The 24,308-nt window shown below is 35.7% G+C and carries 22 protein-coding genes; 8 read left to right on the top strand and 14 right to left on the bottom strand.

Translation table 11 applies throughout. From position 1 onward, the window contains the following. Nucleotides 1-44: 44 nt before the first annotated feature. The 4 genes from WAK64_RS04990 (at nucleotide 45) to WAK64_RS04975 (ending at nucleotide 2,907) form a co-directional block, all read left to right on the top strand. Nucleotides 45-254 carry a YheE family protein gene (locus WAK64_RS04990; protein WP_336585843.1) on the top strand — a complete coding sequence of 70 codons (210 nt, stop codon included), beginning with the start codon at nucleotides 45-47 and terminating at the stop codon, nucleotides 252-254. A 61-nt stretch (nucleotides 255-315) separates the two neighbouring features. Then, on the top strand, nucleotides 316-513 hold the full coding sequence (locus tag WAK64_RS04985; protein ID WP_336585842.1) for a hypothetical protein: 198 nt from the start codon (nucleotides 316-318) through the stop codon (nucleotides 511-513). A gap of 270 nt (nucleotides 514-783) precedes the next feature. Then, on the top strand, nucleotides 784-1,716 hold the full coding sequence (locus tag WAK64_RS04980; RefSeq protein ID WP_336585841.1) for a PucR family transcriptional regulator: 933 nt from the start codon (nucleotides 784-786) through the stop codon (nucleotides 1,714-1,716). A 93-nt stretch (nucleotides 1,717-1,809) separates the two neighbouring features. Further along, nucleotides 1,810-2,907, top strand: coding sequence for an ABC transporter ATP-binding protein (locus WAK64_RS04975; RefSeq protein WP_336585840.1), 1,098 nt, complete (start codon nucleotides 1,810-1,812; stop codon nucleotides 2,905-2,907). Nucleotides 2,908-2,980: 73 nt separating this feature from the next. On the opposite strand, the gene WAK64_RS04970 is transcribed toward WAK64_RS04975, so the two are convergent. After that, the gene (locus WAK64_RS04970) at nucleotides 2,981-3,238 is read right to left on the bottom strand and encodes a hypothetical protein (RefSeq protein WP_336585839.1); all 258 of its coding nucleotides are present in this window, start codon (nucleotides 3,236-3,238) and stop codon (nucleotides 2,981-2,983) included. 256 nt (nucleotides 3,239-3,494) lie between these two features. Here WAK64_RS04970 and WAK64_RS04965 point away from each other — a divergent pair, with 256 nt between their 5' ends. Continuing rightward, a complete protein-coding gene (locus WAK64_RS04965) occupies nucleotides 3,495-3,707 on the top strand; it encodes an alpha/beta-type small acid-soluble spore protein (RefSeq protein WP_336585838.1) in 213 nt (70 codons plus the stop codon). A 55-nt stretch (nucleotides 3,708-3,762) separates the two neighbouring features. Here the strand turns inward: WAK64_RS04965 and fumC are convergent, their stop codons facing one another. The 4 genes from fumC to WAK64_RS04945 all read right to left on the bottom strand — a co-directional run bounded on the left by fumC (nucleotide 3,763) and on the right by WAK64_RS04945 (nucleotide 7,676). Continuing rightward, nucleotides 3,763-5,145, bottom strand: coding sequence for a class II fumarate hydratase (gene fumC, locus WAK64_RS04960; RefSeq protein ID WP_336585837.1), 1,383 nt, complete (start codon nucleotides 5,143-5,145; stop codon nucleotides 3,763-3,765). A gap of 298 nt (nucleotides 5,146-5,443) precedes the next feature. Then, nucleotides 5,444-6,178: an amino acid ABC transporter ATP-binding protein gene (locus WAK64_RS04955; RefSeq protein WP_336585836.1), complete on the bottom strand. Its 735-nt coding sequence runs from the start codon at nucleotides 6,176-6,178 to the stop codon at nucleotides 5,444-5,446. Between the two features lie 15 nt (nucleotides 6,179-6,193). Beyond that, nucleotides 6,194-6,892, bottom strand: a complete 699-nt coding sequence (locus WAK64_RS04950; protein WP_336585835.1) for an amino acid ABC transporter permease — start codon at nucleotides 6,890-6,892, stop codon at nucleotides 6,194-6,196. Further along, nucleotides 6,882-7,676, bottom strand: coding sequence for an amino acid ABC transporter substrate-binding protein (locus tag WAK64_RS04945; protein WP_336585834.1), 795 nt, complete (start codon nucleotides 7,674-7,676; stop codon nucleotides 6,882-6,884). Before WAK64_RS04945 ends, WAK64_RS04950 begins: the two co-directional genes overlap by 11 nt. 143 nt (nucleotides 7,677-7,819) lie before the next feature. Here WAK64_RS04945 and WAK64_RS04940 point away from each other — a divergent pair, with 143 nt between their 5' ends. Continuing rightward, on the top strand, nucleotides 7,820-8,440 hold the full coding sequence (locus WAK64_RS04940; protein WP_336585833.1) for an NAD(P)-dependent oxidoreductase: 621 nt from the start codon (nucleotides 7,820-7,822) through the stop codon (nucleotides 8,438-8,440). Nucleotides 8,441-8,607: 167 nt separating this feature from the next. Here the strand turns inward: WAK64_RS04940 and WAK64_RS04935 are convergent, their stop codons facing one another. From WAK64_RS04935 to WAK64_RS04915, 5 genes are all read right to left on the bottom strand, one after another. Then, complete coding sequence (locus WAK64_RS04935; protein WP_336585832.1) at nucleotides 8,608-10,629, bottom strand: ABC transporter ATP-binding protein; 2,022 nt, start codon at nucleotides 10,627-10,629, stop codon at nucleotides 8,608-8,610. Beyond that, complete coding sequence (locus tag WAK64_RS04930) at nucleotides 10,626-12,383, bottom strand: ABC transporter ATP-binding protein (protein WP_336585831.1); 1,758 nt, start codon at nucleotides 12,381-12,383, stop codon at nucleotides 10,626-10,628. The genes WAK64_RS04935 and WAK64_RS04930 overlap by 4 nt, the downstream gene beginning before the upstream one ends. A gap of 593 nt (nucleotides 12,384-12,976) precedes the next feature. Next, entirely contained in the window at nucleotides 12,977-14,251 is a 1,275-nt protein-coding gene (locus WAK64_RS04925; RefSeq protein WP_336585830.1) for an MFS transporter, read from the bottom strand. Between the two features lie 1,305 nt (nucleotides 14,252-15,556). Next, nucleotides 15,557-16,591 (bottom strand): spore photoproduct lyase, encoded by a 1,035-nt coding sequence (gene splB, locus WAK64_RS04920; RefSeq protein ID WP_336585829.1) that lies wholly within the window; start codon nucleotides 16,589-16,591, stop codon nucleotides 15,557-15,559. Further along, a complete protein-coding gene (locus WAK64_RS04915) occupies nucleotides 16,588-16,842 on the bottom strand; it encodes a transcriptional regulator SplA domain-containing protein (protein ID WP_336585828.1) in 255 nt (84 codons plus the stop codon). Before WAK64_RS04915 ends, splB begins: the two co-directional genes overlap by 4 nt. A 277-nt stretch (nucleotides 16,843-17,119) precedes the next feature. On the opposite strand from WAK64_RS04915, the gene WAK64_RS04910 reads away from it, so the two are divergent. After that, nucleotides 17,120-18,022 carry an aldo/keto reductase gene (locus WAK64_RS04910; RefSeq protein WP_336585827.1) on the top strand — a complete coding sequence of 301 codons (903 nt, stop codon included), beginning with the start codon at nucleotides 17,120-17,122 and terminating at the stop codon, nucleotides 18,020-18,022. Nucleotides 18,023-18,161: 139 nt separating this feature from the next. Here the strand turns inward: WAK64_RS04910 and chrA are convergent, their stop codons facing one another. Further along, nucleotides 18,162-19,331 carry a chromate efflux transporter gene (chrA, locus tag WAK64_RS04905; RefSeq protein WP_419465896.1) on the bottom strand — a complete coding sequence of 390 codons (1,170 nt, stop codon included), beginning with the start codon at nucleotides 19,329-19,331 and terminating at the stop codon, nucleotides 18,162-18,164. 416 nt (nucleotides 19,332-19,747) lie between these two features. Further along, on the bottom strand, nucleotides 19,748-20,167 hold the full coding sequence (locus WAK64_RS04900; protein ID WP_336585825.1) for a universal stress protein: 420 nt from the start codon (nucleotides 20,165-20,167) through the stop codon (nucleotides 19,748-19,750). 329 nt (nucleotides 20,168-20,496) lie between these two features. On the opposite strand from WAK64_RS04900, the gene WAK64_RS04895 reads away from it, so the two are divergent. Continuing rightward, nucleotides 20,497-21,969 (top strand): SulP family inorganic anion transporter, encoded by a 1,473-nt coding sequence (locus tag WAK64_RS04895; protein WP_336585824.1) that lies wholly within the window; start codon nucleotides 20,497-20,499, stop codon nucleotides 21,967-21,969. Nucleotides 21,970-22,085: 116 nt separating this feature from the next. On the opposite strand, the gene WAK64_RS04890 is transcribed toward WAK64_RS04895, so the two are convergent. Together WAK64_RS04890 and WAK64_RS04885 are read right to left on the bottom strand one after the other, a co-directional pair. Continuing rightward, nucleotides 22,086-22,496: a DoxX family protein gene (locus tag WAK64_RS04890; RefSeq protein ID WP_336585823.1), complete on the bottom strand. Its 411-nt coding sequence runs from the start codon at nucleotides 22,494-22,496 to the stop codon at nucleotides 22,086-22,088. Nucleotides 22,497-22,658: 162 nt separating this feature from the next. Then, nucleotides 22,659-24,092, bottom strand: a complete 1,434-nt coding sequence (locus WAK64_RS04885) for a SpoVR family protein (protein WP_419465893.1) — start codon at nucleotides 24,090-24,092, stop codon at nucleotides 22,659-22,661. Nucleotides 24,093-24,308: the final 216 nt, after the last annotated feature.

Raw genomic sequence — 24,308 nt, 5'->3', positions numbered from 1 at the left:
TTTTCTGATGGAAGGGTTTACAATAAAGATGGAGGTGGCAAAATATGATCCAACATTTTCAATATAAGTCACTATATGAAAATAACCAGCTGCCAGGATGGGGCTTTTCGTTCTACTTTAAGGGAATTAAGCTTACTGGAAATTATTTGAAAAATGGGGATATAGAATGGACCTCCCCTAAACCTTCAAAAGAGGATGAGGAGAAAATTAGGCAGTACATCCATGACCTAATGCTTTTTCACGTATATGAGTAAACTTCTTGCATGAGACTTCCTTTATTCAGTCAAACTAAGACGTGAAGGAGGTCAATTATTAATGAACAAGAAAAAAAGCAACCCTCAATTTCTCCCTGATACCGATTATGAAGGAAAACACAAAGCTTATTTGGATGTAGATCGCTTTATTAATGAAGGGATGTCTGGCGGTTCTGTTCATATGGGAATTGATAAAGCCAACATTGAAGAATGTGTCGATATTTTTCTCGATGAATCCCCCTCAAATGAAACAAAATAAAAACAACAATTCACTTCAGCTTATTATAATAAAGCAAATTATTACAAAGAGTAGGAGAAACCCTACTCTTTTTTGCTGCATTATTTTTTCATGTTCATTTACACTTAGATAGCGCAAATCGTAGAACGAGCTGTTTTTTACAATCATTATACTAACTAATTGATAGTAAGGAAGCTCTATATAAATAAAACTTAAAGGAGTAGTATTCCTTTGAAATGTAAGCGATTTTCTATACAATGATACTATTATGACAGTAAAGAGGGGCTTTTCATGTTCCAAAAATTGAAGGAAAAATATCCAAATGCAAGAATTCAAAAAGCAATGCCTGGAAAGGAACACAACCATTATCATTGGTATACAGTATCAGGTGAACCCCACTATATTGGGATTCCTAAAGAAGTACTATCAATAGAGGAAAAAGACCTATTAGCCGTCTTTTTAGAACCTATTACGCCATCCTCGTTTATTTCTTATACACCTGAAGAGACACAATGGTACCGATTCTTATTTGATGAGGATACAACCTTGCTCCCTGCAAAGCAAGGTGAAACATATCGTTTTATCCACTTTCATATTTCTTCGTATGTGGACAGGGAGTTGCTCGTCGAAGCTTTTTCTAATATATTTCCAAGCGAGATTATCGTCCTTTTTCATGAGAAAGGATACGGTCTAATCATTGAAAAAAAATCTGATTTCATGATGTCAATTGAAGATTTATCAGCAGCTGTTCAGGTTTTAGAAAGTGATTTTTTAACTATGCTTAGCTTTTTCTTTGGAAAATCACATCATCTGACTGAAGGATTATCTGAAGAAATGATGAAAGAAAAGAGTTTATTTTCTTTTGCTCTTTCAACGATGCACAAAAATAAAGTAATAACCTTCGAAGAGGTCTTTCCTGTTTATTTGTTAAAGCAGCTCTCAAATTCACAAAAAGAAACGGTTTTCTCTTCTCTCCATCAAGGCTTTAAAGAAGAGCCTGAAATGGTATTAACGATTAAACGATTCCTTGAAAATCAATCCAATGTAAGTTTGACAGCCAAACAACTCTTTATGCATCGAAATAGTCTACAATATCGAATTGATAAATTTATTGAAAAAACACAAATTAATTTGAAGAGCTTTAAAGGCGGTATTACAGCTTATCTTGCCTGCTTAGACTATGAATTTCACCACCAATCGAGCAATATGCACAAAGATGATTAACCTTTTTGTGCATATTGAACATAGGAAAATGTAAGTGCTTTCGTTTACAATATACTTAATTAAATGATGACACTATCTAGGAGGAAATCGACAATGGCAGAATTAAAATTAGATAATATTTACAAAGTTTATGATAATGAAGTTACAGCAGTAAAAGACTTTAATCTTCATATAAAGGACAAAGAATTTATTGTGTTTGTTGGACCATCTGGTTGTGGTAAATCAACAACACTTCGTATGATTGCAGGACTTGAAGAAATTTCAAAAGGTGATTTCTATATTGGTGAAAAACGTGTGAATGATACAGCTCCAAAAGATCGTGATATCGCGATGGTATTCCAAAACTATGCACTTTACCCGCATATGACGGTTTATGATAATATGGCCTTTGGATTAAAACTCCGTAAATTCGACAAAGCTGAAATTGAACGTCGAGTGAATGAAGCGGCTAAAATCCTTGGATTAGATGCTCTCCTTGATCGTAAACCAAAAGCCCTTTCTGGTGGTCAACGTCAACGTGTTGCCTTAGGCCGTGCAATTGTTCGAGATGCGAAAGTATTCTTGATGGACGAGCCATTATCAAATCTTGACGCTAAACTTCGTGTACAAATGCGTGCAGAAATTGCTAAACTACATCAGCGTTTACAAACAACCACTATTTACGTAACACATGACCAAACAGAAGCAATGACTATGGCTACTCGAATTGTTGTTATGAAAGACGGTGTAATTCAACAAGTAGGTTCACCAAAAGAAGTATACGACAAGCCAGAAAACGTATTTGTTGGCGGTTTTATCGGTTCTCCTGCAATGAACTTCTTTAGCGGTAAACTAGCGGATGGTACAGTTGAAATTGGAGAAAATTCACTAGAGATTCCTGAAGGTAAAATGAAAGTTTTACGTGAACAAGGATACATTGGAAAGGAAATTATTCTTGGTGTACGTCCTGAAGACATGCATGATGAGCCTGTTTTCATCGACTCTTCACGCGGCTCTACGATTAAAACAAAGATTATTGTATCTGAGCTAACTGGTGCGGAAAGAATGCTATACTCAGATATTAATGGGCAAGAATTTGTTGCACGTGTTGATTCACGTTCAATCATTAAAGCTGGTGACACTGTCGAGTTAGCCCTTGACATGAATAAATGTCATTTCTTTGATAAAAAATCAGAAATTCGTATCCGTTAATTCAACATACACATAAATCAAAAAGGCGAGTCAATAAATTTGACTCGCCTTTTTGATTTATGTAGAAACGATGTTAACACTCTTCCAATAGAATTTTTTTTATGAACGAAGCCTTACAAATGTCACAATAAAACAGATGCGAACACTGCTCCTGTTCTCCACTACTTGTTACACCATCAACTAACTTCATACTTTCAATATCCATATAAGCACTATACTCATCAAAGAAATCATATATTCGCCCGGTGTTTTGCATCTCATTGTTACAAGTCGTGCATACTATATGTGGTTGCTTTAAGCCGTTACAGAGTGGACAAACTTTCATATTCATCACCATTTATCCTTCAATTCATTTTCTGTTTATTTTTTCAGAAAAACGAAGAAATATGTATGTTGACGCAAGTCTAACAAGGAATATATTACCACGTTGACTATTTGTATAATCATATACACCTAATACCATAATAGAGAGTAACAGCAGCAACATTTCATCGATGGGTTATATCAAACAAATTGATCGCTTCATGCGCGCTGGTGCAATTCCAGCTAACCCAACCATATAACTGACAACAAGGAGATGACACAACATGCAACAACAACCTAATAACTCTTCAAACCAATTAGTGGCTCCAGGTGCTCAGGCGGCAATCGATCAAATGAAGTATGAAATTGCTTCTGAATTTGGTGTACAGCTTGGACCAGATGCAACAGCTCGAGCAAATGGTTCTGTTGGTGGAGAAATTACAAAGCGCTTAGTACAAATGGCAGAGCAACAAATTGGTGGACACCAACAACATTAATACAATTAAATATGATATGGCTTGCCCCTGCAATACTTGCAGGGGCTTTTGTATGCTACTGATCGTCTTCCAGATTAACCATCTTAATCGGTTGAATCCATTCATCATATTCCTCATCCGTTACATAACCTAGCTTAAGAGCAGCTTGTTTTAAAGTAGAATGAGTCTTAAAGGCAAGTTTGGCAATCTCAGCTGCTTTCTCATAGCCGATGTAAGGATTCAACGCAGTTACTAGCATCAATGAATTATTTACATGCTTATCAATGGTTTCCTTATTTATCGACAATCCCTTTATACAATTAGATGTAAAGGATGCAATCCCATCGGTTAGTAATCGTACACTCTGTAAAAAATTATATAAAATTACGGGTTTGTATACATTCAACTCAAAGTTCCCTTGACTTGCAGCAAAGCCAATCGTGGCATCATTCCCAAATATTTGAGTAGCGACCATGGTAATCGCTTCACTTTGCGTCGGATTTACTTTCCCCGGCATGATAGAACTTCCTGGTTCATTAGCAGGAATACTGATTTCTCCAATTCCACTTCGAGGACCACTTGATAACCAACGAATATCATTGGCGATTTTCATCACATTAGCTGCTAATCCTTTCATCGCTCCATGTACATAAACCATTTCATCATGGCTTGTTAAGGCGTGAAACTTATTATCAGATGAAATAAATTCATAACTCATTTGATTCCTTAATTGATTCGCAACCTTATTTCCGAACTCCTTAGGTGCATTTATTCCTGTTCCTACGGCCGTTCCTCCAATCGCTAAATTCAATAAACGCTGACTACTCTCTTCTATCATGGCCGTTGAATGTTTAATCATCATTCGCCAGCCACTGATTTCTTGGCCTAATGTTAGTGGAGTAGCATCCTGCAAATGGGTTCGACCAATTTTTAGCACTTTCATAAATTCAGTTTCTTTTTCCTTTAATACTTCTGCAAATTCAGTTAATGTGGGGAGAAGTTTCTTATGGATTTGATCATATGCTGCAATATGCATCGCAGTAGGGAAGGTATCATTCGAACTTTGAGACCTATTCACATCATCATTTGGATGTACTCTCTCTTCTTTACTTAATTGATTAGCAATAAAAGAAATGACTTCATTTACGTTCATATTCGTTTGCGTTCCACTACCTGTTTGCCAAACAACTAGTGGAAAATGTTCGTCTAACTCCCCTCGTAAAATGTTTTCACATGCCCTTACAATCAGATTTTTTTTATTTGTCGACAAAGTGCCGTATTCTTCGTTCACAATGGCGGAAGCTTTTTTCAATTGGGCAAAAGCGTATATGATTTCAAGTGGCATCTTCTCAATTCCTATTTTGAAGTTTTCCATACTTCTCTGGGTTTGGGCTCCCCAAAATCGGTCTGTTTTCACCTTCACTTCACCGAGTGTATCTCTTTCGGTACGATAATCCATCTCGTTTACCCCCTAAAAAATGTATTATCTTACCCTTTTCCACATTTGGCATAAATAAACCTGTAGGATGATTAATTTTCTTAAATAACTTGTTAAAAGAGCACCATGAGTCATTTTATATAGTGTAAAAATAATTTAACGAACAACATAATTAGCGAATATAAAAGAAATAGAAACCCAGAATCATTTTAAGCAAATGACTTTCACAAACAAAGGTCTAATTCATTGTGAATTAGACCTTTGTTTGTGTTTCTATTAAATTTATTGTACTTAACAACCCGTTAGAAAAACAAGGTCTCTATTGTAGAACTTGCAAAAACTGTTTTGTTCGCTCTTCTTTAGGATGCTCGAATAGTTGCTCAGGGCTCCCACTCTCTATCACATATCCTCCGTCCATAAAAATGACTTTATCAGCAGCTTCCTTAGCAAATCTCATTTCATGAGTGACGACTATCATCGTTAAACCTTCTTCTGCTAAATTTTTCATCACCTTCAAAACTTCCCCTACAAGCTCAGGGTCAAGTGCAGATGTCGGTTCGTCAAATAACATAACTTTAGGTTGGATAGCAAGTGCACGTGCAATTCCAACACGCTGTTGCTGTCCCCCTGATAATTGATGAGGATAATAATCTATTTTATCTCCTAGACCAACTTTTTCAAGTAAGGAAACAGCGAGCTTTCTTACCTCTTCTTTTCTACGCCGTTGTACAATAATTGGACCTTCCATGACATTTTCTAACGCCGTTTTATGTGGAAATAAATTATAATTTTGAAAGACCATTCCTGTTTGTCTTCTTAGTTGCAATATGTCTGCTTGAGAAATTTTATTCTCAAAATCCAACTCCAATTGATCCACATTAATTACTCCACTATTTGGAATTTCTAAAGCGTTTACGCAGCGGAGAAACGTTGTTTTTCCCGAACCAGATGGACCAATAAGTACAATTACCTGCCCCTTTTCTACCTCAAGATTCATGTCTTTTAATACGTCTAAAGAACCAAAGCTTTTCTTCAAATTACGAATCGAAATCATTCTGTTCCCTCCTCTCTATTTCGCTACAAATCGGTCTAGTCTATTTTCAATTCGATCTTGAATTATGGATAAAATAAAACAGATAACCCAATAAATTAATGCAGCTTCTGTATAAATCAATAAAAATTCATAATTAGAGGCTGCTATTTCTTGTGCTTTACGAAAAAGCTCTGTAACTAATACTAACGATGCTAAAGACGTATCCTTCACTAGACTAATAAAAGTATTTGATAATGGCGGAATTGAAACTCGAGCAGCTTGTGGAAGTATAACGCGCCTTAATGCTTGACGATAGGTCATTCCTATCGAAAAAGCAGCTTCCCATTGTCCTTTTGGAATCGACTGTATCGCTGCACGAACAATTTCTGATGCATATGCCCCTACATTTAAGGAAAATGCAATGACAGCAGACGGAAAGGGATCAAACTTTAAAAATTCAATTTCTAACGTTGGTAACCCATAGAAAATAATAAATAATTGTACTAGAAGTGGTGTTCCACGAATGGCGGAAACGTAAACTCTCGCCACTCCCCTGAATAATTTACTTCCTGATAACCTCGCTAATGCAGTTAAGATAGCCAACATCATCCCAAAAATGAAAGACCATATTGTTAGAGGAATTGAATAATACAAAGCTCCCTTAAGCAGAGGCAAGAGGGAGCTTTGCAAAATGTCCATCATTCTTTCGGGATCTTGAAAAATACTACCTAACATCTTCTCCAAACCATTTTTCGGAAATTTCTAAATATGTTCCATCTTCCATCATTTCCTCTAACGCTTTGTTCACTTCATCGACCAATTTATCGTTACCTTGATTAAACATTAATCCACTTTCAGAAGCGTCTTCAGATGTTGCTGCAATTTTAATTTTCGCATTTGGTTGTTTTTGCTTATAGTCTAATATTGAAAGCTTATCATTAATTGTTACATCTACACGCCCTGCAGCTAAAAGTTCAATTGCTTGTGCTAATCCATCTACTCCTTGGACCTTTGCACCATAATCCTCAGCGATTTCCCTGTAATTACTGGTTAAAGATTGAGCAGATGTTAACCCTTCAATATCTTCAAATGATGTAACATCACTATCTTCAGCAGTTACTAATACGGCAGAGGAAGAAATATAAGGAATCGAAAAATCATACTTCTCTATACGGTCTTCTTTAATACCTACTTGGTTCGCAATCATATCAAAGCGCTTAGAATTTAACCCTTCAAACATTGCATCCCACTGTGTCTCCTTAAATACTGCTTCTACACCAAGTCGCTTCGCTACTTCACGAGCAATTTCTACGTCAAAACCAGTTAAATCACCTGAATCGTCATGAAAAGAGTACGGAGGATAAGTCCCCTCTGTTCCAATTAATAATTCTCCATCCTCAATGACCCTGTCATAGAGTGCAGTATCACTTGTAGCTTCATCTTTTTTATCTCCAGAACCACAGGCAGCTAATCCAAACATAGCTACACTAATTCCTAAAGTAAGTATCCACTTTTTCATTATTTAAACCCCCATTATTCTTATCGGATTAATTAATACAAATGTCATCTTACGACTATCATTATTAATTGTCAATCAAAAAGATTTCGATCGCTGATTTCTTCCTGTAAAATTAGATTATTAATAAATAAAGGAGAATTTCCGTGAAAATTTGTTTATTTGGAGCAACAGGAAGAGTAGGGTCCATTCTACTTGATAACATGGTTCAAGGTGGACATGACGTTCGTGTTCTCGTCCGTAATAAGGAAAAAATCACCATTAGTTCTTCCAATCTTTCCGTTATTCAAGGAAATGTTCTAGATGAGACGGACATACAGAATACAATGAACCAATCGGACATTGTTGTTAGTTGTTTAGGAACAGATCAAAATAGTACTCTATCCAAAAGTATGCCACTCATCTTAAAATCAATGCGCCTTTTCAACGTAAAACGTATTATTACCATTGGAACTGCTGGTATTTTACAGTCCAGGTCCAATCCGGGTACGTTCCGATTTTTAACAGTTGAATCAAAGCGAAAAAAGACAACGGCTGTAAAAGATCATTTAAAAACTTATTTTATGCTAAAACAATCCAATATGGAGTGGTCCATCGTTTGTCCTACCTATTTACCTACTGGACAAAGGCAAGGAAATTATCGGGTACAAAAGCATCAACTTCCTGAAAGCAGTAGCTCCATTTCCATTTATGATACGGCGGATTTTACCTATTCATTATTAACGAATCATGATTATGAATACGCTAGAATCGGTATAACTTATTAAGGAGATTTAAAATTAATGAACATATGGTGGCTTTCTTAAGATAGAGATAATAAGAACTTTTTTTCTAAAAAATGTTTAAAAACTACACCTCCTGGTTGTCTTAATGGAGGTGCAGTTCAAACTTCGGAAGCTATATTAATTTTCTACTAAATGGTAAAGGAGTTTGTTCAAGAGATCTTCTTAACAGACTCTTTGCCTTTCTGCAACTCATACATTTGGTAGTAACGACCTTTCAAGTTCATTAGCTCATCATGTGTACCTTTTTCAATCATCTCTCCTTTATCCAACACAATAATTTGATCTGCATTTTTAATCGTTGAAAGACGGTGCGCAATTATAAACGTCGTTCTTCCTTTTTTCAATACTTCCATCGCATTCTGAATGATAGATTCTGTTTCAGTATCAATACTTGAAGTTGCTTCGTCAAGAATTAAGATGGCAGGATCAAATGCTAATGCTCTAGCAAAAGAAATTAGCTGTCGTTGACCTGAGGATAGCGTACTTCCTTTTTCAACTACTTCTGTATCTAACCCCTCTTCTAAATGAGTCATCACACGATTTGCACCTACAGCTTTTAACGCTTTTTCCATTTTCTCACGAGAAATTTTTGAAGAGTTTAAAGTCACGTTAGTAGCAATAGTACCTGAAAACAAATATGGATCTTGCAAAACAATTCCCATATGTTCACGTATCGTTTGATGATCAAATTCTTTGATATCCTTCCCATCAATAAGGATTTTCCCTTCATCACAGTCATAGAAACGGAACAAAAGGTTCATAATAGAACTTTTTCCAGATCCAGTGTGCCCAACTAAAGCGATGGTTTCTCCTTGCTTCGCTTCAAAATGAATATCTTTTAGCACATAATGGTTTTCACTGTAACCAAAGGAAACATGTTGAAATGTCACATTTCCTTTATATCGAGGAATAGATTGATCACTTACCTTAACCCCTTTTTCGTCTAGTAACGTAAACACTCTTTCTCCTGCTACAAGAGCTTGCTCTAAATTAGCCAACTGATTTACCATACCCGTTACAGGCTGGAACAGTCGATTAATATAATCAACAAATGCATATAACACTCCTAGTGTGACAAAACCTCCACCGCCAAGGGAGCCTCCACCAAAATACCAAATAAACATAACAAAGGCTAAATTTCTTAAAATATTTACAAGGTTGTGGGAAGTTAATGAATTTAAATTTAATAACTTATTTTGAAACTTAAAGTGAGTTTCATTTAATTCATCGAATTCCTTAACCGTTTTTTGTTCACGACCGAAAGCCTGAATAATGCTCATACCTTGTATTGACTCATTTACCATTGCATTGATGTCGCTTACTTTTGAGCGAATAATTTTGTTATATTTCGAAGCATATTTTCGGTAAAGAATGATCCAAATATATAAAATTGGGAGCAATATTAAGCTAATCGTTGCCAATGTCGGATTCAAAATAAACAACGCCACGTAAATACCACTTATATAAATTGCACTTGTAAAAAATGTGGACAAGACGGTCACATATAATTCCCTAATGGCCTCTGTATCATTTGTAATTCTTGCCACAACTTTTCCTGCAGGTAAAGTGTCGAAATATCGAATTGGTAAGGTTTGCGTATGCTGAAAAATATCATTTCGCATTTTTTGTATAATTCGATTAGATGCCGTTTTCAAATATAAATTTTGCCCATAGTGAAAAATTGACGCTACAATCAAAAGGACAAAATAAAACAAAATAAGCTTTACGATGCGGGAAATTTCAGGCTGATAAAATGCCAATAACTCATCTGTATTGAGGCGATGTGCTGAATAAGTCGCAGTACGATTCGCCTTTTCAATCGTTAGCACCCCATCCTCATAACTTCTTTTACCATCAAACAAAACCTCTTCACCGATAAAATAAAAGCTTTTCTCCACTTGTAATACTCTAACCGCTTTGCCCTTCTCTTCTTGATCCGTTAAATAGTCAGACCGTTTATACCACTTATTTTGATAAGCAATAGCGTCCTTCCCCTCTTTCGTCTCGTACCAAGTCCCTTCAATTCCTAAAATATGATCGTCTATAATTTTTTTTGCAATAAATGGACCCGTTAACTCCGCAGCTACAGAAAGTGTTAGCATGATAAGTGCGATAATAATCGTTTTTTTGTATAGTAATGCATATTCAAATAATCGCTTTCCTACCTTCATCTTGACACCTCCTCTAAGGTGGTTTCTTCAATTTGTTGTCTGACCCACTGCTCTTTATACCAGCCGTCCTTTTGTAATAATTCCTTATGCGTTCCTTCTTCTGAAACGCATCCATCATCAAGAACAATAATCCAATCGGCATGTTGAACAGCCGATAAACGATGGGTTGTTATAATGGTTGTTTTATCGCTTCTTTCATGACGTATATTTTCAATAATTTCTGCTTCTGTTTTCGCATCTACAGCAGAAAGAGAATCGTCCAAAATGAGAATTTCTGGATTTTTTATTAATGCTCTCGCTATGGAAATACGCTGCTTTTGACCTCCAGACAAAGCCACACCTTTTTCACCAACGAGTGTTTCTAGTTTCTCTGGCAATCGCTCTAAATCTTTGCTAAATACAGCTAAGTCAATGGCCTTTTGTAAATCCTTATCAGTTTTCTCCTCAGAACCAAATAAAATATTATCTCGAACGGATCTTGAGAATAAAACATGATCTTGTGGAACGTAACCAATCCATTCACGTGTTTTCGCTTTTAACTGTTGATTAATCGGAACGTCTCCAACTGACAATAATCCATCACCAACTGGATATTCTCTTAATAACTGTTTTATAAACGTTGTTTTTCCACTTCCTGTTTTCCCAACGATTCCTAGTGTCTCCCCCTTTTTCAATTGGACGTTAACACTTGATAAGTTAGGAACTTTCGAGGAAGGATATTGAAATGTTACATGATTAAATTGGATAGTTGATGGATTATTTACATTAAGGGGATTAACTGGATTTTTCACATCCTCTTCATATGAAAGTGTGTCCTGAACACGATCAAGTGAAGCATTTCCCCTTTGCATAACGTTAATTAACTCTCCAATCGCAAACATTGGCCAGATTAACATGCCAAGGTAAACGTTAAACGAAACAAGCTCTCCTAAAGTAAGGCTTTGATGGAACACAAGATAAGCACCATAGCCTAACCCTATTAAATAGCTTAGCCCAACAAGAATTTTAATCGTTGGTTCAAATAATGAATCGATTTTTGCAACTTCAATATTCTTGTTATAAACATCTTCGGTCATGTCAGAAAACTGCTTTTCATCCGCTCGTTCTTGGACATATGCCCTAATGACTCTTACTCCTGCAACTGATTCAAGTACTCGGTCATTCATATCACCAAAGGCATCTTGCGCACTTGTAAAACGAGCATGAATCTTCTTTCCATATATTTGTATTAGAATCGCCATTATAGGAAGCGGAAGAATGGATACTAACGTCAACTCCCAGCTTACAAAGACAATCATTGTAATTAATATCGTAATCATATAAATACTTGAATCGACCAAAGTAAGTACACCAAACCCTGCTGTAGTCGATATCGCTTGCAAATCGTTCGTAGCTCTTGCCATTAGGTCACCAGTTCGGTTCTTCTCGTAAAATGTAGGAGTCATTCTTAATAAATGACTCATTAATCTTGACCGGACCTTCTTTTCAAGTAAATGAGAACCACCAAATAATTGATACATCCAAATATACGTAAGAGCATATGTTGCCATCGTTATAACGACTAAGTATAGTAAATACTTCGTTAATTGCGTTGACGTTAAGGCACCTATAAAAATATCATCAATGGCCATCCCTATAATTCTTGGTGGAAGCACTTCTAAAATACCTACAAGAATTAAGAAAAAGATTGCCACGCTATACCTCTTCCAATTCTCCTTAAAAAACCACGCTAATTTCGTAAAAATACTAAACATTCTTCATCACACCTTTCCACTCCTGTTGTCTACTCACTAACCATCATCAAGATCAAGTACAATCATTTTTTCTTTTCTCACTGTTTTGTTCATTTTCATTCATTCCTCCAATACATTATTTTTTCTATGAGAAACAGGATTCCCTGTAAACTCCAATAAAGTGTTCTCTATCCATTGCGTTTTATCATTCATACACTTTATTAATTGACATCTCTCGTTACGAGACACAAATAAAGCATAATCATCTCGTTTCACGTTATTTCTACAAAAAAAAGACATGCTGTGCATGACAGCATGTCAAAATAAAAGCACAGATTTACAACGAAATCTGTGCACGTATATTTAATTCATTAGAAATAAAGAAACTAATAAAAAAAGTAAGGGCAGATTTCGTGATTATGCAATTGATCAAATTGAGCTTTCACTATGATTAACTTTTTCATCACGAATTCTCCTTCCTTGTTTAAAATCTTCCTTAAGATTACCACCGAAGTAAATCATTGTCAATGAATAATTTGAAAATTATATATATATTACGATATTAATTATTTAGCGAGTAGTTTATTAATATAGAAACATTGAAACGTGATTTTTTATACACTAGTGGATAGTGTTGAATCTTGGTTCTCCTTTTGTTCACTAATGCGTGGTAGAACAATGAAATAAAACATGCCGACAAACAGTAACATTGCCCCTACTATCCAATATAACATTTCGATCGACATATATGTGGGATACATAATGGCTATAAATCCTAGTGTGACAGAATGAGCTAACATCATTAATGGGCTTATCCACCCTTGAACCCTCCCCATCATTTTTGGATCAATAATAGCTGGTAACCAACCACCTATGGCTACATTAATAAACGGGATACCCAGTGCTAAAACAAACATGATACTAAAGAACAGCCACACTGTCGTTACAACTGATGAAAAAATAACGGAACTTCCACCAAGAACTAAGCCAAATACAATTAAATGATAAAACTTCATTTTTTGCACAATATTAGCAGCCATTACACTACCTATTAACATTCCTGCACCAATTACGATTCCAAAGATAATGGCAAATTCTTCATATGAACTAGGTGCTAGTTTGTACTTTAAAATAAAGATTGGCATAACAGTCAAGCCACCATTTACGACTCCAAGTACAACAAATCCTCCGATAAGTACCATGAGTAACTTATGACGCAATATGTAAAGCAACCCATCTTTAAAATCCGTTAATACAAACTTCAAATTTAATTCCCTTAAAGAATGCTCTCCGTTAGGAGATTTTGCTTTTTTAGAATAGGTACCCATCTTAATTAGGATACCAGACAAAATAAAGGAAATGGCATCAATGATAACAGCACCATAAACTCCTATGCCCCAATAGACTAGTACACCTAAACCCGTACCAAATAAATTAAACATGCTGCCGATCATTTGATTTAACCCAGCCGCGGTTCCGTAGTCTTCTTTCGATAACGTTCCTTGAATTAAGCCTTGCTCTGCTGGGAAGAAAAACTTTTGAAATCCACTACGGGTGAAAAGTACTGCAAAAACAAGTGGCATCCAACCTATATAAATTGCCCCAAGTAGAATAATTGATAATAGAGCAGCAATTACATCACAGTAATAAGCCACTTTTTGACGATCAAGCCTGTCAGCTACAACTCCTACAAGAAAAAAGAGGAAGAGAGTCGGAAGTGAAAACATTAATTCTGTCAGTGTTGCATACATCGGTTGCTCTGAAAAACGGTCAAGTAAATAAAATGTAAAAGCAGTTAACCCAATGATACTCCCCAACTGTGAGGTAATATTCGCAAAGAACAATTTAACAAACGCAGTATTTTGAAAGATTTTCTTGAATTTTTGCATTATAAGCTCCTATCTGTCATTATTTAAACGTCCTATTAATTGAAAATTGAAATTTTTCTATACAGGAATAATCTTAATTCGATAACTTATAACTTAAACTCTATCTCCATCCCACCAGCCTTTACCATTTTAATAGTAATTCTACATTTATAAATAGATTCCTTCTTAAAATTGAATGGGAGGGATGAACGACTGGTGGAGACATAGGAGAGTCATTTTTTCGAAGTCTTTCTTTTGTAATGGTTTGATAAATGCACGCAAAAAAACGGCATACTAAATCAATGTCCTCCACTGCTTGTGTTCACCATCTTGGAACAGTCGCGGTAGTTGGAACCCTACCCATAGTAAAAGGGTATAAACTAACGTAAAAACATTTGGGATCAGGAGAATTCGGAACCATTGTCTTAACCTTAATCCGGCAAAAATAGAAAGTCCTTCTTGAAAAAATTTAACGGAGTGGGCTCCGTTTTTGATCAAATAGAAGATTAATAGATTAGAAAGAAAAAAAATAGAGGTTAAAATAATTACATTAGATGATGAAACGTTTCGCATTATGTATTTTAATACCAATGCAATGATCAATAAACAAACAGGATACAAAAATAGTAAATAGATGAACGGATTCATTTTCATCCTCCTTTACTTTTTGACCTCCTTATATTCCTCCTAAGGAAGTTTTATTACTTTTTTATAATACGCTCTTGAGCTATTTGTCTTTTCATGAAGGAACAAAGATGTCTACAATCTACATGTATGGTCATAAAAATCCGTCTATAAATATAATATCGAACTAACCTTCACTAAATTTACTACTAAACTGCTTTTTTGCTAATAATTTATGAATACATTACCAACTTAATTGCTTCAATAGAAACGAACAGAACGCTGCCACTGTTACTAACTAGCTCCATTTTTTCACCTTTTAATGGCTATAAAATAATCGATGTTGAATAGTAGTCGCCTCTCACTTCAATAGGAATCCTCTAACTTTCATCAATATGCCCCTTACAAATTCTTTGTCACCATCCGTTAACTTCTCTCTGCGTATTTTCTCACAAATATTGGGTTTTTTCAAATATTTTCCCAATCCTCTTAACTTATTAGTTTGTTTCATCCTCTGAGAAAATTCCATTACCGTTACCAAATATACGACAACTTGAATAGTAAATAGTCAGATGCGGGAAAAGAAGTATATATCACTTTCATATATATAGACTGCAATCACGTGAATAAACAACAAATGATAATAGTTAAAGCCCACTCAAATAAGTGGGCTTTAATTGAATGATGAATATGTCGACTATATCACGTAAAGTATTCCAATTTTGCATTTGGAAAAAAGCTTGCAATATATTCAGTCAACGTTTCTTTTAACAGATGTTCCTGGTCTTTTTCGTAAATATATTTGCCTATACCGTATTTCCCCCATTTATATCTTCTTTTATTTTCATCTAACTCTAACTTAGTCATAGGATAGTTTTGCTGAATTACTCTTTTTGCAGGCTTTGTAAATCGATGCTGAATTAATTCAAATGTTAGATCATTTTTTGCCTCTTCTGGTAGTTCATGATGCAACCTTTCAAACAAATCCTTATACCCTTCCTCCCATCCATCATGAACATATATTGGGGCAATAATAAAACCAAGCGGATAGCCAGCTCTTGCCACTTTCCCTGCTGCTTCAATTCTCTTTTCAAAGGAAGATGTTCCTGGTTCAAAGTTTTTTATTACATAATCGGCATTCATACTGAAACGAAATCTAGTTCTTCCATTATGAGCAGCATCCAAAAGGTGGTCAACATGGTGAAACTTTGTCACAAATCGAAGATTACCAAGATTTGAAGCTCCAAAAAATTCAATTGCTCTTTTTAGCGTATGTGTTAAATGATCTATACCAACTATGTCAGATGTACACGATGCTTCAAATCGAGTAATATTAGGAGCTCTTTCTTCCATATATTGTTGTGCAGCCTCAAAAATTTCATCTGTATTTACATAAGTCCGGATATATGGTTTACTTCCCATCGTCGTTTGTAAATAACAATAATGACAATGTCCCATACACCCAGTAGCCAAAGGAATCGCATATTCAGCAGAAGGTTTTGATGTATCAAACTTCAATGTTTTCCTTAATCCGATGACTAGTGTCGATTTAGCGACACGATACTTTTGAAAATGATTTTCACCAGGTAAATTCCTTATTTGATTGTGTGATGTCGTTTCACGTATCTCAACCCCTAGTTTCTCAAACTTATCCTTCAACATCTTTCCTAACGGGTATTCAAGTGACTTTGGTTCAAAATAAACCAATTGAGGCATGAATGGTTTCATGACTTTCATTCCTCCCCCATTCCGCCAAAATAATGGTTATATGCCTGTTCTGCTTCAAAAGAAGTACTATAAACCGCAACTTCATTTGATAGTGGGTAATGTGTATCGTATAAAAATAAAGCCAATTGACTAGGGTTTTCAGGATCACTTACTATAGCTGCTTCTTGTACATTAGCTACATTTTGTATATGTGGATTACGATAAATAACATACACAATATCCCCAACATTATAGTTCACATCTCTATTAGATAGATCCACTCCACAACCTCCAATTAGTTCATGATGTACTCATTTTATGGAGTTCTTTTAAAAACATAATCGTTATATAATGGTAATATTGAAGGCGATGCTTGTACACATTCATGATGGATGCATTACATCATTCTTCAACAAACATTCTATATATATAGGATAAAGTACTTTTTACCTCGTATTTCATAACGTAGTTACATCTCGAGTAAGAAACGTTTATAATGGCGGTAGAGCATCAAGCATTTCTAAAAATAGAAGGACTAAATGAAGGAGGAACCAACAAATGGAGCGTATTAAAATAGCAGAAAACCTTTCCTTCTCTCGAATCGTTCATGGGCTATGGAGATTGAGTGACTGGGATTATTCAACGAAAGAAACACTTGAGCTTATCGAATATTGCCTCGAACAAGGAATTACAACATTTGATCACGCAGATATTTACGGGGATTATACATGCGAGAGACGATTTGGAGAAGCTTTAGCCTTAAAACCAGAGCTACGAAGTAAAATGGAAATAGTGACGAAATGCGGAATTGTTTTACCGAGTAAAAATCGTCCACTCCATAATTCTCATCATTATAATGTAACAAAAGAGCATATTATTCATTCTGTCGAAACGTCTTTATCTAATTTACATACTGACTATGTCGATGTTCTTCTCATTCATCGTCCAAGTCCAATGATGGACCCTGCTCAAATAGCAGAAGCTTTTTCACTTTTAAAACAACAAGGGAAAGTTCGTCACTTCGGTGTTTCAAACTTCAAATCTCATCAATACCGTATGCTAGAATCTTATCTTGACGAGCCGTTAATTACGAATCAAATTGAGCTCTCTGCATACGAGCTTGAAAACATTGAAGATGGCACCCTTTCCTTCTGTCAAGAGAAGCGTATTGCCCCGATGGCTTGGTCTCCACTTGCGGGTGGAAAAGTCTTCAATTCCGAAGGCGAAAAAGGAGAAAGGCTTCGGAGGACATTAAATAAAATAAAGGAAGAAGTCGGTGCAGACGGAATAGATCAAGTCCTATACTCGTGGTTGTTACAACACCCTACCAAAATCATGCCTATTATCGGTACTGGAAAGAAAGAGCGCATTCAATCAGCCATTGATTCATTATCTATATCGCTAAACCATGATCAGTGGTTTGAAATTCTCCACAGCTCAATGGGTCATGAAGTTCCTTAATATAAATAAGAAGGATTCAGTATACACAACACTGAATCCTTCTTTTTATAGAAAAATGCCACTTAACCTTACTTCTCCCACTTTTTATAAGTGAATACCAATTAAACAGCTTACAAGATATACCGATTCAGGCTGCCAATTAACTGATTATTGTAGCTAGTGAACCTAAAAGTGCTGTTAATATTACAATTAACCATGCAGGCCATTTCCAATAATACAGTAAACTAAATGCAACTAACACAATAGCAAAGTCTACACCACTTAAGACAGCACTTGTAAACACTGGATTATAAAGCGCAGCTAACAAGATACCTACAACAGCTGCATTCACACCCTTTAAAGCTCCTTGCGCAAAAGGTAATGAACGGATCGTGTTCCAAAAAGGAAGTGCTCCAATTAATAATAGAAATGATGGTAGAAAGATACCAAGAACAGCGATTAACGCGATTTCCCAGCCTCCAATAGCTCCGCCGAGAAAGGCTGAGAGCGTAAACAAAGGTCCTGGTACAGCTTGCGCCGCTGCATAGCCTGTTAAAAACATTTCCTCAGATAACCATCCATTTGGTACCACTTCTCTTTCAAGCATTGGAAGCACAACATGTCCTCCTCCAAAAACTAAAGAACCTACCCGGTAAAACGTATCAAAAATAGCGTATGATATCGAAGAAAAAAACTCTCTACCTAACGGAAGAAGAAGTAATAAAGAGAAGAAGATTGTCCAGGAGATTACACCTAGCTTCTTACTAATATTAATCGGAAGATTAGGTACTTCTTCAATTTCCTCAGAACGATATAATAAATATCCACCGATTGCAGCGATTCCAATAATGACAAGTTGAGCTGTAGCAGTTGGTACTAATAATGTTGCAATCGCTGCTGCTACTGCAATCGTTACCCTTTGCTTATCAGGTGTTAATTTCTTTCCCATGCCGATAATGGCTTGGGCTACGACAGCTACTGCAACAAGCTTTAAGCCATGGATCCAGCTGCTATCAACTACATCACCACTTTCGACAATGTACGCAAATATAACAAGCGCGACAACCGAGGGCAAAGTAAATCCAATCCAAGATATTACTCCTCCAAAAATTCCTCCTCGAACCATCCCAATGGAGATTCCTACCTGACTACTCGCAGGTCCAGGAAGGAATTGACAAAGAGCAATAAGGTCGGCGAAGCTCCTTTCATCAAGCCATTTTCTTCTTTTTATATACTCTTCACGAAAATAGGCTAAATGGGCGGCAGGTCCACCAAATGAAGTTAGCCCTAACCGAAAAGATACTAAAAATATTTCAAGCCATTTCTTAATCACATTCATCCACCCTTTTTTTCAATATGCACATTACATTATATAGGTTTATTATTATTCAATAAAGAGAGTAGTGTACGACTTCAGTAAATTTTTTTGGTTTCATACCTGAGTCAAGAACGATTCGTTAAGATGAATGGTACTGAAACATATAATTCATTTTCACCCTTATTATTTCGACATAACACAGGTTTTATGATAACTTCCCCCATAAAAAAAATCCCAGCTTACGCTGAGATTTTATGCTTCGATAATGTCGGCAACCTTCTTTCTTAATCGCTAACTAATCACTATTTTGTGAATGTCAAAAATTTAAACAATATTAAGCACTAATAGAAAAACAAAGCTTTTTTCTACGGTTAATAGGAAACGGTTGTCTACAATTAAACTCCCTCTCACACTGTGTTTCAAAATTTTTACTTGACTATCATTACAGGACACTGGACATGCTTCGCAACTTTATGACTCACACTTCCAAGGACCATTTCTTGAAGGGAGTTTAACCCCCTACTTCCAATAATGACTAGATCAAATTCATTTTCATTGGCGAATTTAATTAAGGTTGGACCTGGTTCACCTTTTAAGATTTTTACTTCATACGGTACGTCTTCTTTTTCAAAAAATTGCTCTGTTTCATTCAGTCTCTCTCTTCTTTTCAATTCAATAAGCTCTTTGCTTCCTTGGGAAAGCACGTCTGATTTAGATGTTGCTCCGTCCACCACATAGGCAATGGTAACTGGTTCACCTCGGTCAAGTTGAGCTAAATGCACCGCTTTTTCTGCGGCCCGTTGTGCATGGGTTGAACCGTCAGAGGCTAATAGTATTTTCTTAAACATATTCATTCCTCCTTACTCCAATGGATCTCTCTCTTTTTATCCTACCATTAAATATCAAGTTACTGTGGTGACAATCCAAAAAACTATTATTACCAGCAGAAAAAGTTTGTTTTTATATTCCACCACCAAAAAGAAAGGAAAGAAGAGAAAAAAAGAGATAAATACTATTTCAAGCGCTTACATCAAATTATGTAATATAGTTATAGAATGGTATAATTCAATCCGTTGCATTCGGACCGGACGTTATAAAGTAAAGGCGTCCAATAATAGTGTTTTTATAATTTGTTTATATCGATAATTCATTAAATATAATAGAAAGAGGTGTTTTTTTGAATACACAAACATTAAAGCAACAGTGGTTCGGAAATGTTAGAGGAGATATCCTCTCAGGTATTGTTGTTGCCTTAGCACTAATTCCAGAAGCAATAGCGTTTTCCATTATTGCCGGAGTCGATCCAATGGTTGGACTATATGCTTCATTCTGTATCGCTGTCGTCATAGCATTTATTGGGGGAAGACCCGGAATGATTTCAGCGGCTACAGGAGCAATGGCTCTTGTAATGGTTACATTAGTGAAGGACTATGGACTGCAATATTTACTAGCCGCTACCATTTTAACAGGTGTTATCCAAATAGTATTTGGCGTTTTTAAAGTTGGAAGGTTTATGAAATTTATTCCACGTTCGGTTATGGTTGGATTTGTTAATGCACTTGCCATATTAATTTTTTCATCACAGCTACCACATTTTGTTGGCGAAACTTGGATAATGTATGCGATGGTTGCAGGAAGTTTAGCGATCATCTATATTTTGCCAAGGTTTACAAAGGCTGTTCCATCTCCTTTAATCGCAATAATTGTGATTACAATTATTGCGGTAGTTACAGGTTCATCAGTTAGAACAGTAGGAGATATGGGGGAGCTTTCTCAACAGCTACCATTGTTTTTAATTCCTGATATTCCATTTAACTTTGAAACATTAAAAATTATTTTTCCTTATTCATTAGCATTAGCATTAGTCGGTTTATTAGAATCTTTACTAACAGCTCAAATTGTAGATGACATGACTGATACAGCTTCTGATAAAAATAAAGAAGCCCGTGGTCAAGGGATTGCCAATATCGTTGCTGGATTCTTCGGAGGAATGGCTGGTTGCGCCATGATTGGACAATCTGTTATTAACGTAAAATCTGGCGGTCGAGGCCGTTTATCGACCTTGGTTGCAGGTCTATTCTTACTAGTATTAATCATTTTATTAAACGATGTATTGATTCAAATTCCAATGGCTGCTCTTGTTGGGGTTATGATTATGGTCTCAATTGGAACTTTTGATTGGTCTTCGTTAACGAAATTGCATATTATACCAAAAACAGATGCTATCGTTATGATCGTAACGGTCGGGACAGTAGTCATAACGCATGATTTATCAAAAGGAGTACTTGCAGGGGTATTATTGAGCGCAATTTTCTTTGCAGCGAAAATATCAAAAGTTCAAGTAACATCAATATTAGACGAAAAGACACAAGAAAGAGTATACACAGTAAAAGGACAAATTTTCTTTGCCTCGGTTACTGAGCTTATTTCATTAATTGACTTTAAAGATTCAGCAAAAAATATAACAGTCGATTTCTCACAAGCACATTTATGGGACGATTCTGCGGTAGGTGCAGTTGATAAAATTGTATTAAAATACCGAGAAGCTGGCAAAAACATTAAAATTGTTGGTTTAAACGAAGCGTCATCATCGCTAGTTGACCAGCTGGCAGTCTATCAAAAATCAAACGTAAACCTATCTGAGCATTAATTCTCAGATTAATTAGAAGAAAACGGACAACCTTTTAAACGGTAGTCCGTTTTTCTTTGAATTTTCATTCGGGTTTGCCGTTGGACTAAATGCTGAGAACCACCTGTATTTAACGATTAGGCCGCATTATTATTTATTTCATGAGATCTTTTTTTGAGGAGCGTAGTTAATGCGAATAACCTACTGCCAGCGAATGTTAAAGCAACTGCTAAGCCTAGTAAAGCTAAATCTAATTCCCATCCAGTGAAAAATCCTGAATCCCATTTTACGGTTGCAATAGCTCCTAACATAACAATTCCTACTAAAGCAGCTGAACCTTCTACAAAAAGACCGAGAATTAACGCAGCTCCTGCTACAACTTCTACAATAGCAGTCGCATAAGCTAAAAAGGCAGGTAATTCAAACACATCCGTAAACATGCCTACGACCATTTCTAAATTCATAAATTTATCGACCCCATGAGCCAACATGATTGCACCTAATGTGATTCTAGCCAATAACAAACCAACTTCTGTTTTGTTTCCCATTTCCTAACCCCCTTATATGGAATATAGTTCCTATCATAAAGCAGAGCAAAAAATAAAGAAGTAAGCTAGGTTACATTTGTTCGAAATTTCAATTAATTATATTATTTATTTTTTTGTCACCGAATGTATATTGAAGACGAACTTCTATTTAATTGGATATTTTTATAAATATTTCCGTTGAACCTTCCTTCCATCATAAGAGAAGAGCATTTTACGACCTTCAACTAATGTTTCTAAATGTACGGTCCTTCCCCAAAGTTGATGGATATATGGTAGTACTTTTTCTAAATATTTGAGGTCAAGCTCTACATCTTCAAACCAATGCTTTAAATAAAGTTCTCCATTTTTTAGATAATCCCCATCATTAACCGTTATATATGGAAACCCTCCATTAACTCTCATTCCTACAAGCTGATCTCGTACTTCTTTCCAATCTTTATCAACGATTTTATAATCTTTCCCCTGCTTTTGAAAAAGGTACATATCTTCTCTCATGACAAGTTCTTTTGTTAAGTAATTTCGGATAAATGAAATATCAGACTCAATCTCTCGTACTTCAAACATCTTTTCACGGCCTGACCCTTCTTCAACCCCTCTTCTTTTCATTTCTTCAGTCGGATTATTGTAGCGTTCTTCTATATCTTCAAAGATTTTAATCCCTAAGTAATAGGGGTTAATACTTGTTCTAGAAGGTTGAACTACGCCAGCATTTAGCTTGGCAAATTCAATTGCTTCGCTGCTTGTAAGGTCTAACTCACGTAATATCCTCTGATGCCAATACGATGCCCAGCCTTCGTTCATAATTTTTGTCTCTAGCTGTGGCCAAAAATAGAGCATTTCCTCTCTCATCATTGTTAGAATATCTCGTTGCCAATCATCAAGTTCTCGGCTATATTGTTCAATAAAAAGCATAATATCCTTTTCAGGTTGAGGAGGGAATTTTTTTTGTTTTTTATTTTCAGGTTTCTTCTTTTCTCTTTCATCTAAAGACCATAAATCATCATAAGGTGAAACTTGCACACTCTCGTCTTCCCACTCATCGTCCTCCATTGACCAAGACAGCTTAGGTCGCATTAATGATGGATCGATATGTTCTTCAATCGCAAGTACGGCATCTAAAAACTTTTCTACCTCCCCTTTCCCGTGAATTATTTCGTATTCCCGTATTCGTTCTGCAGTAGCAGCCATACTCTCAACCATATCTCTTTTCGTATTTTGAAAGCGCACATTATTTTTAAAGAAATCACAGTGAGCTAAAACATGAGCAACGATTAGTTTATTTTGAACAAGTGAATTAGAATCTAATAAAAAGGCATAACATGGGTCTGAGTTGATGACAAGCTCATAAATTTTACTTAATCCTAAATCATAATGAAGTTTCATTTTATAAAACTGCTTTCCAAAACTCCAATGAGAAAAACGAGTAGGCATTCCGTAAGCTCCAAAAGTATAAAGAATATCTGCTGGGCATACTTCATATCTCATAGGGTAAAAATCTAGTCCAAACCCTTTCGCTATTTCAGTAATCTCTCCTATCGCGTTTTGTAACTGTTTTTGTTCATCTTCTCTCAAAATGCTCTCCCCCTTTATGCTCATAATTTATATGTATGAGCCTACCCGGGGAAAAATGAGGTTGTATTTTACATGGTCTATAAACTGAGAACAAAAAAATGATAGGAATATTCGCTTTGTCTGTACTTTAATGTAGCTTATCTTTTCCTATCATTACATGAATAATGTTATTGTTTGGTTATTTAAGACAAACGTTTCCCTTAACAGTTCTCATTCTAAATATTGTCAAATATCGTAATG

This window comes from Bacillus spongiae (assembly GCF_037120725.1).
In the GTDB taxonomy this organism is placed as follows: domain Bacteria; phylum Bacillota; class Bacilli; order Bacillales; family Bacillaceae_K; genus Bacillus_CI; species Bacillus_CI spongiae.
Note: the sequence above shows the minus strand (reverse complement) of the source record. Positions and strands in the feature narration are given on the sequence as shown.

Bases quoted from the DNA above. Each gene is read 5' to 3' on its own strand.
- WAK64_RS04985 (WP_336585842.1), top strand. From the start codon at position 316: ATGAACAAGAAAAAAAGCAACCCTCAATTTCTCCCTGATACCGATTAT.
- splB (WP_336585829.1), bottom strand. From the start codon at position 16,591: ATGAAAGTCATGAAACCATTCATGCCTCAATTGGTTTATTTTGAACCA.
- WAK64_RS04945 (WP_336585834.1), bottom strand. From the start codon at position 7,676: ATGAAAAAGTGGATACTTACTTTAGGAATTAGTGTAGCTATGTTTGGA.
- fumC (WP_336585837.1), bottom strand. From the start codon at position 5,145: ATGGATTATCGTACCGAAAGAGATACACTCGGTGAAGTGAAGGTGAAA.
- WAK64_RS04935 (WP_336585832.1), bottom strand. From the start codon at position 10,629: ATGAAGGTAGGAAAGCGATTATTTGAATATGCATTACTATACAAAAAA.
- WAK64_RS04925 (WP_336585830.1), bottom strand. From the start codon at position 14,251: ATGCAAAAATTCAAGAAAATCTTTCAAAATACTGCGTTTGTTAAATTG.
- WAK64_RS04900 (WP_336585825.1), bottom strand. From the start codon at position 20,167: ATGTTTAAGAAAATACTATTAGCCTCTGACGGTTCAACCCATGCACAA.
- WAK64_RS04975 (WP_336585840.1), top strand. From the start codon at position 1,810: ATGGCAGAATTAAAATTAGATAATATTTACAAAGTTTATGATAATGAA.
- WAK64_RS04955 (WP_336585836.1), bottom strand. From the start codon at position 6,178: ATGATTTCGATTCGTAATTTGAAGAAAAGCTTTGGTTCTTTAGACGTA.
- WAK64_RS04950 (WP_336585835.1), bottom strand. From the start codon at position 6,892: ATGTTAGGTAGTATTTTTCAAGATCCCGAAAGAATGATGGACATTTTG.
- WAK64_RS04890 (WP_336585823.1), bottom strand. From the start codon at position 22,496: ATGGGAAACAAAACAGAAGTTGGTTTGTTATTGGCTAGAATCACATTA.
- WAK64_RS04980 (WP_336585841.1), top strand. From the start codon at position 784: ATGTTCCAAAAATTGAAGGAAAAATATCCAAATGCAAGAATTCAAAAA.
- WAK64_RS04910 (WP_336585827.1), top strand. From the start codon at position 17,120: ATGGAGCGTATTAAAATAGCAGAAAACCTTTCCTTCTCTCGAATCGTT.
- WAK64_RS04965 (WP_336585838.1), top strand. From the start codon at position 3,495: ATGCAACAACAACCTAATAACTCTTCAAACCAATTAGTGGCTCCAGGT.
- WAK64_RS04970 (WP_336585839.1), bottom strand. From the start codon at position 3,238: ATGAATATGAAAGTTTGTCCACTCTGTAACGGCTTAAAGCAACCACAT.
- WAK64_RS04885 (WP_419465893.1), bottom strand. From the start codon at position 24,092: ATGAGCATAAAGGGGGAGAGCATTTTGAGAGAAGATGAACAAAAACAG.
- WAK64_RS04990 (WP_336585843.1), top strand. From the start codon at position 45: ATGATCCAACATTTTCAATATAAGTCACTATATGAAAATAACCAGCTG.
- WAK64_RS04930 (WP_336585831.1), bottom strand. From the start codon at position 12,383: ATGTTTAGTATTTTTACGAAATTAGCGTGGTTTTTTAAGGAGAATTGG.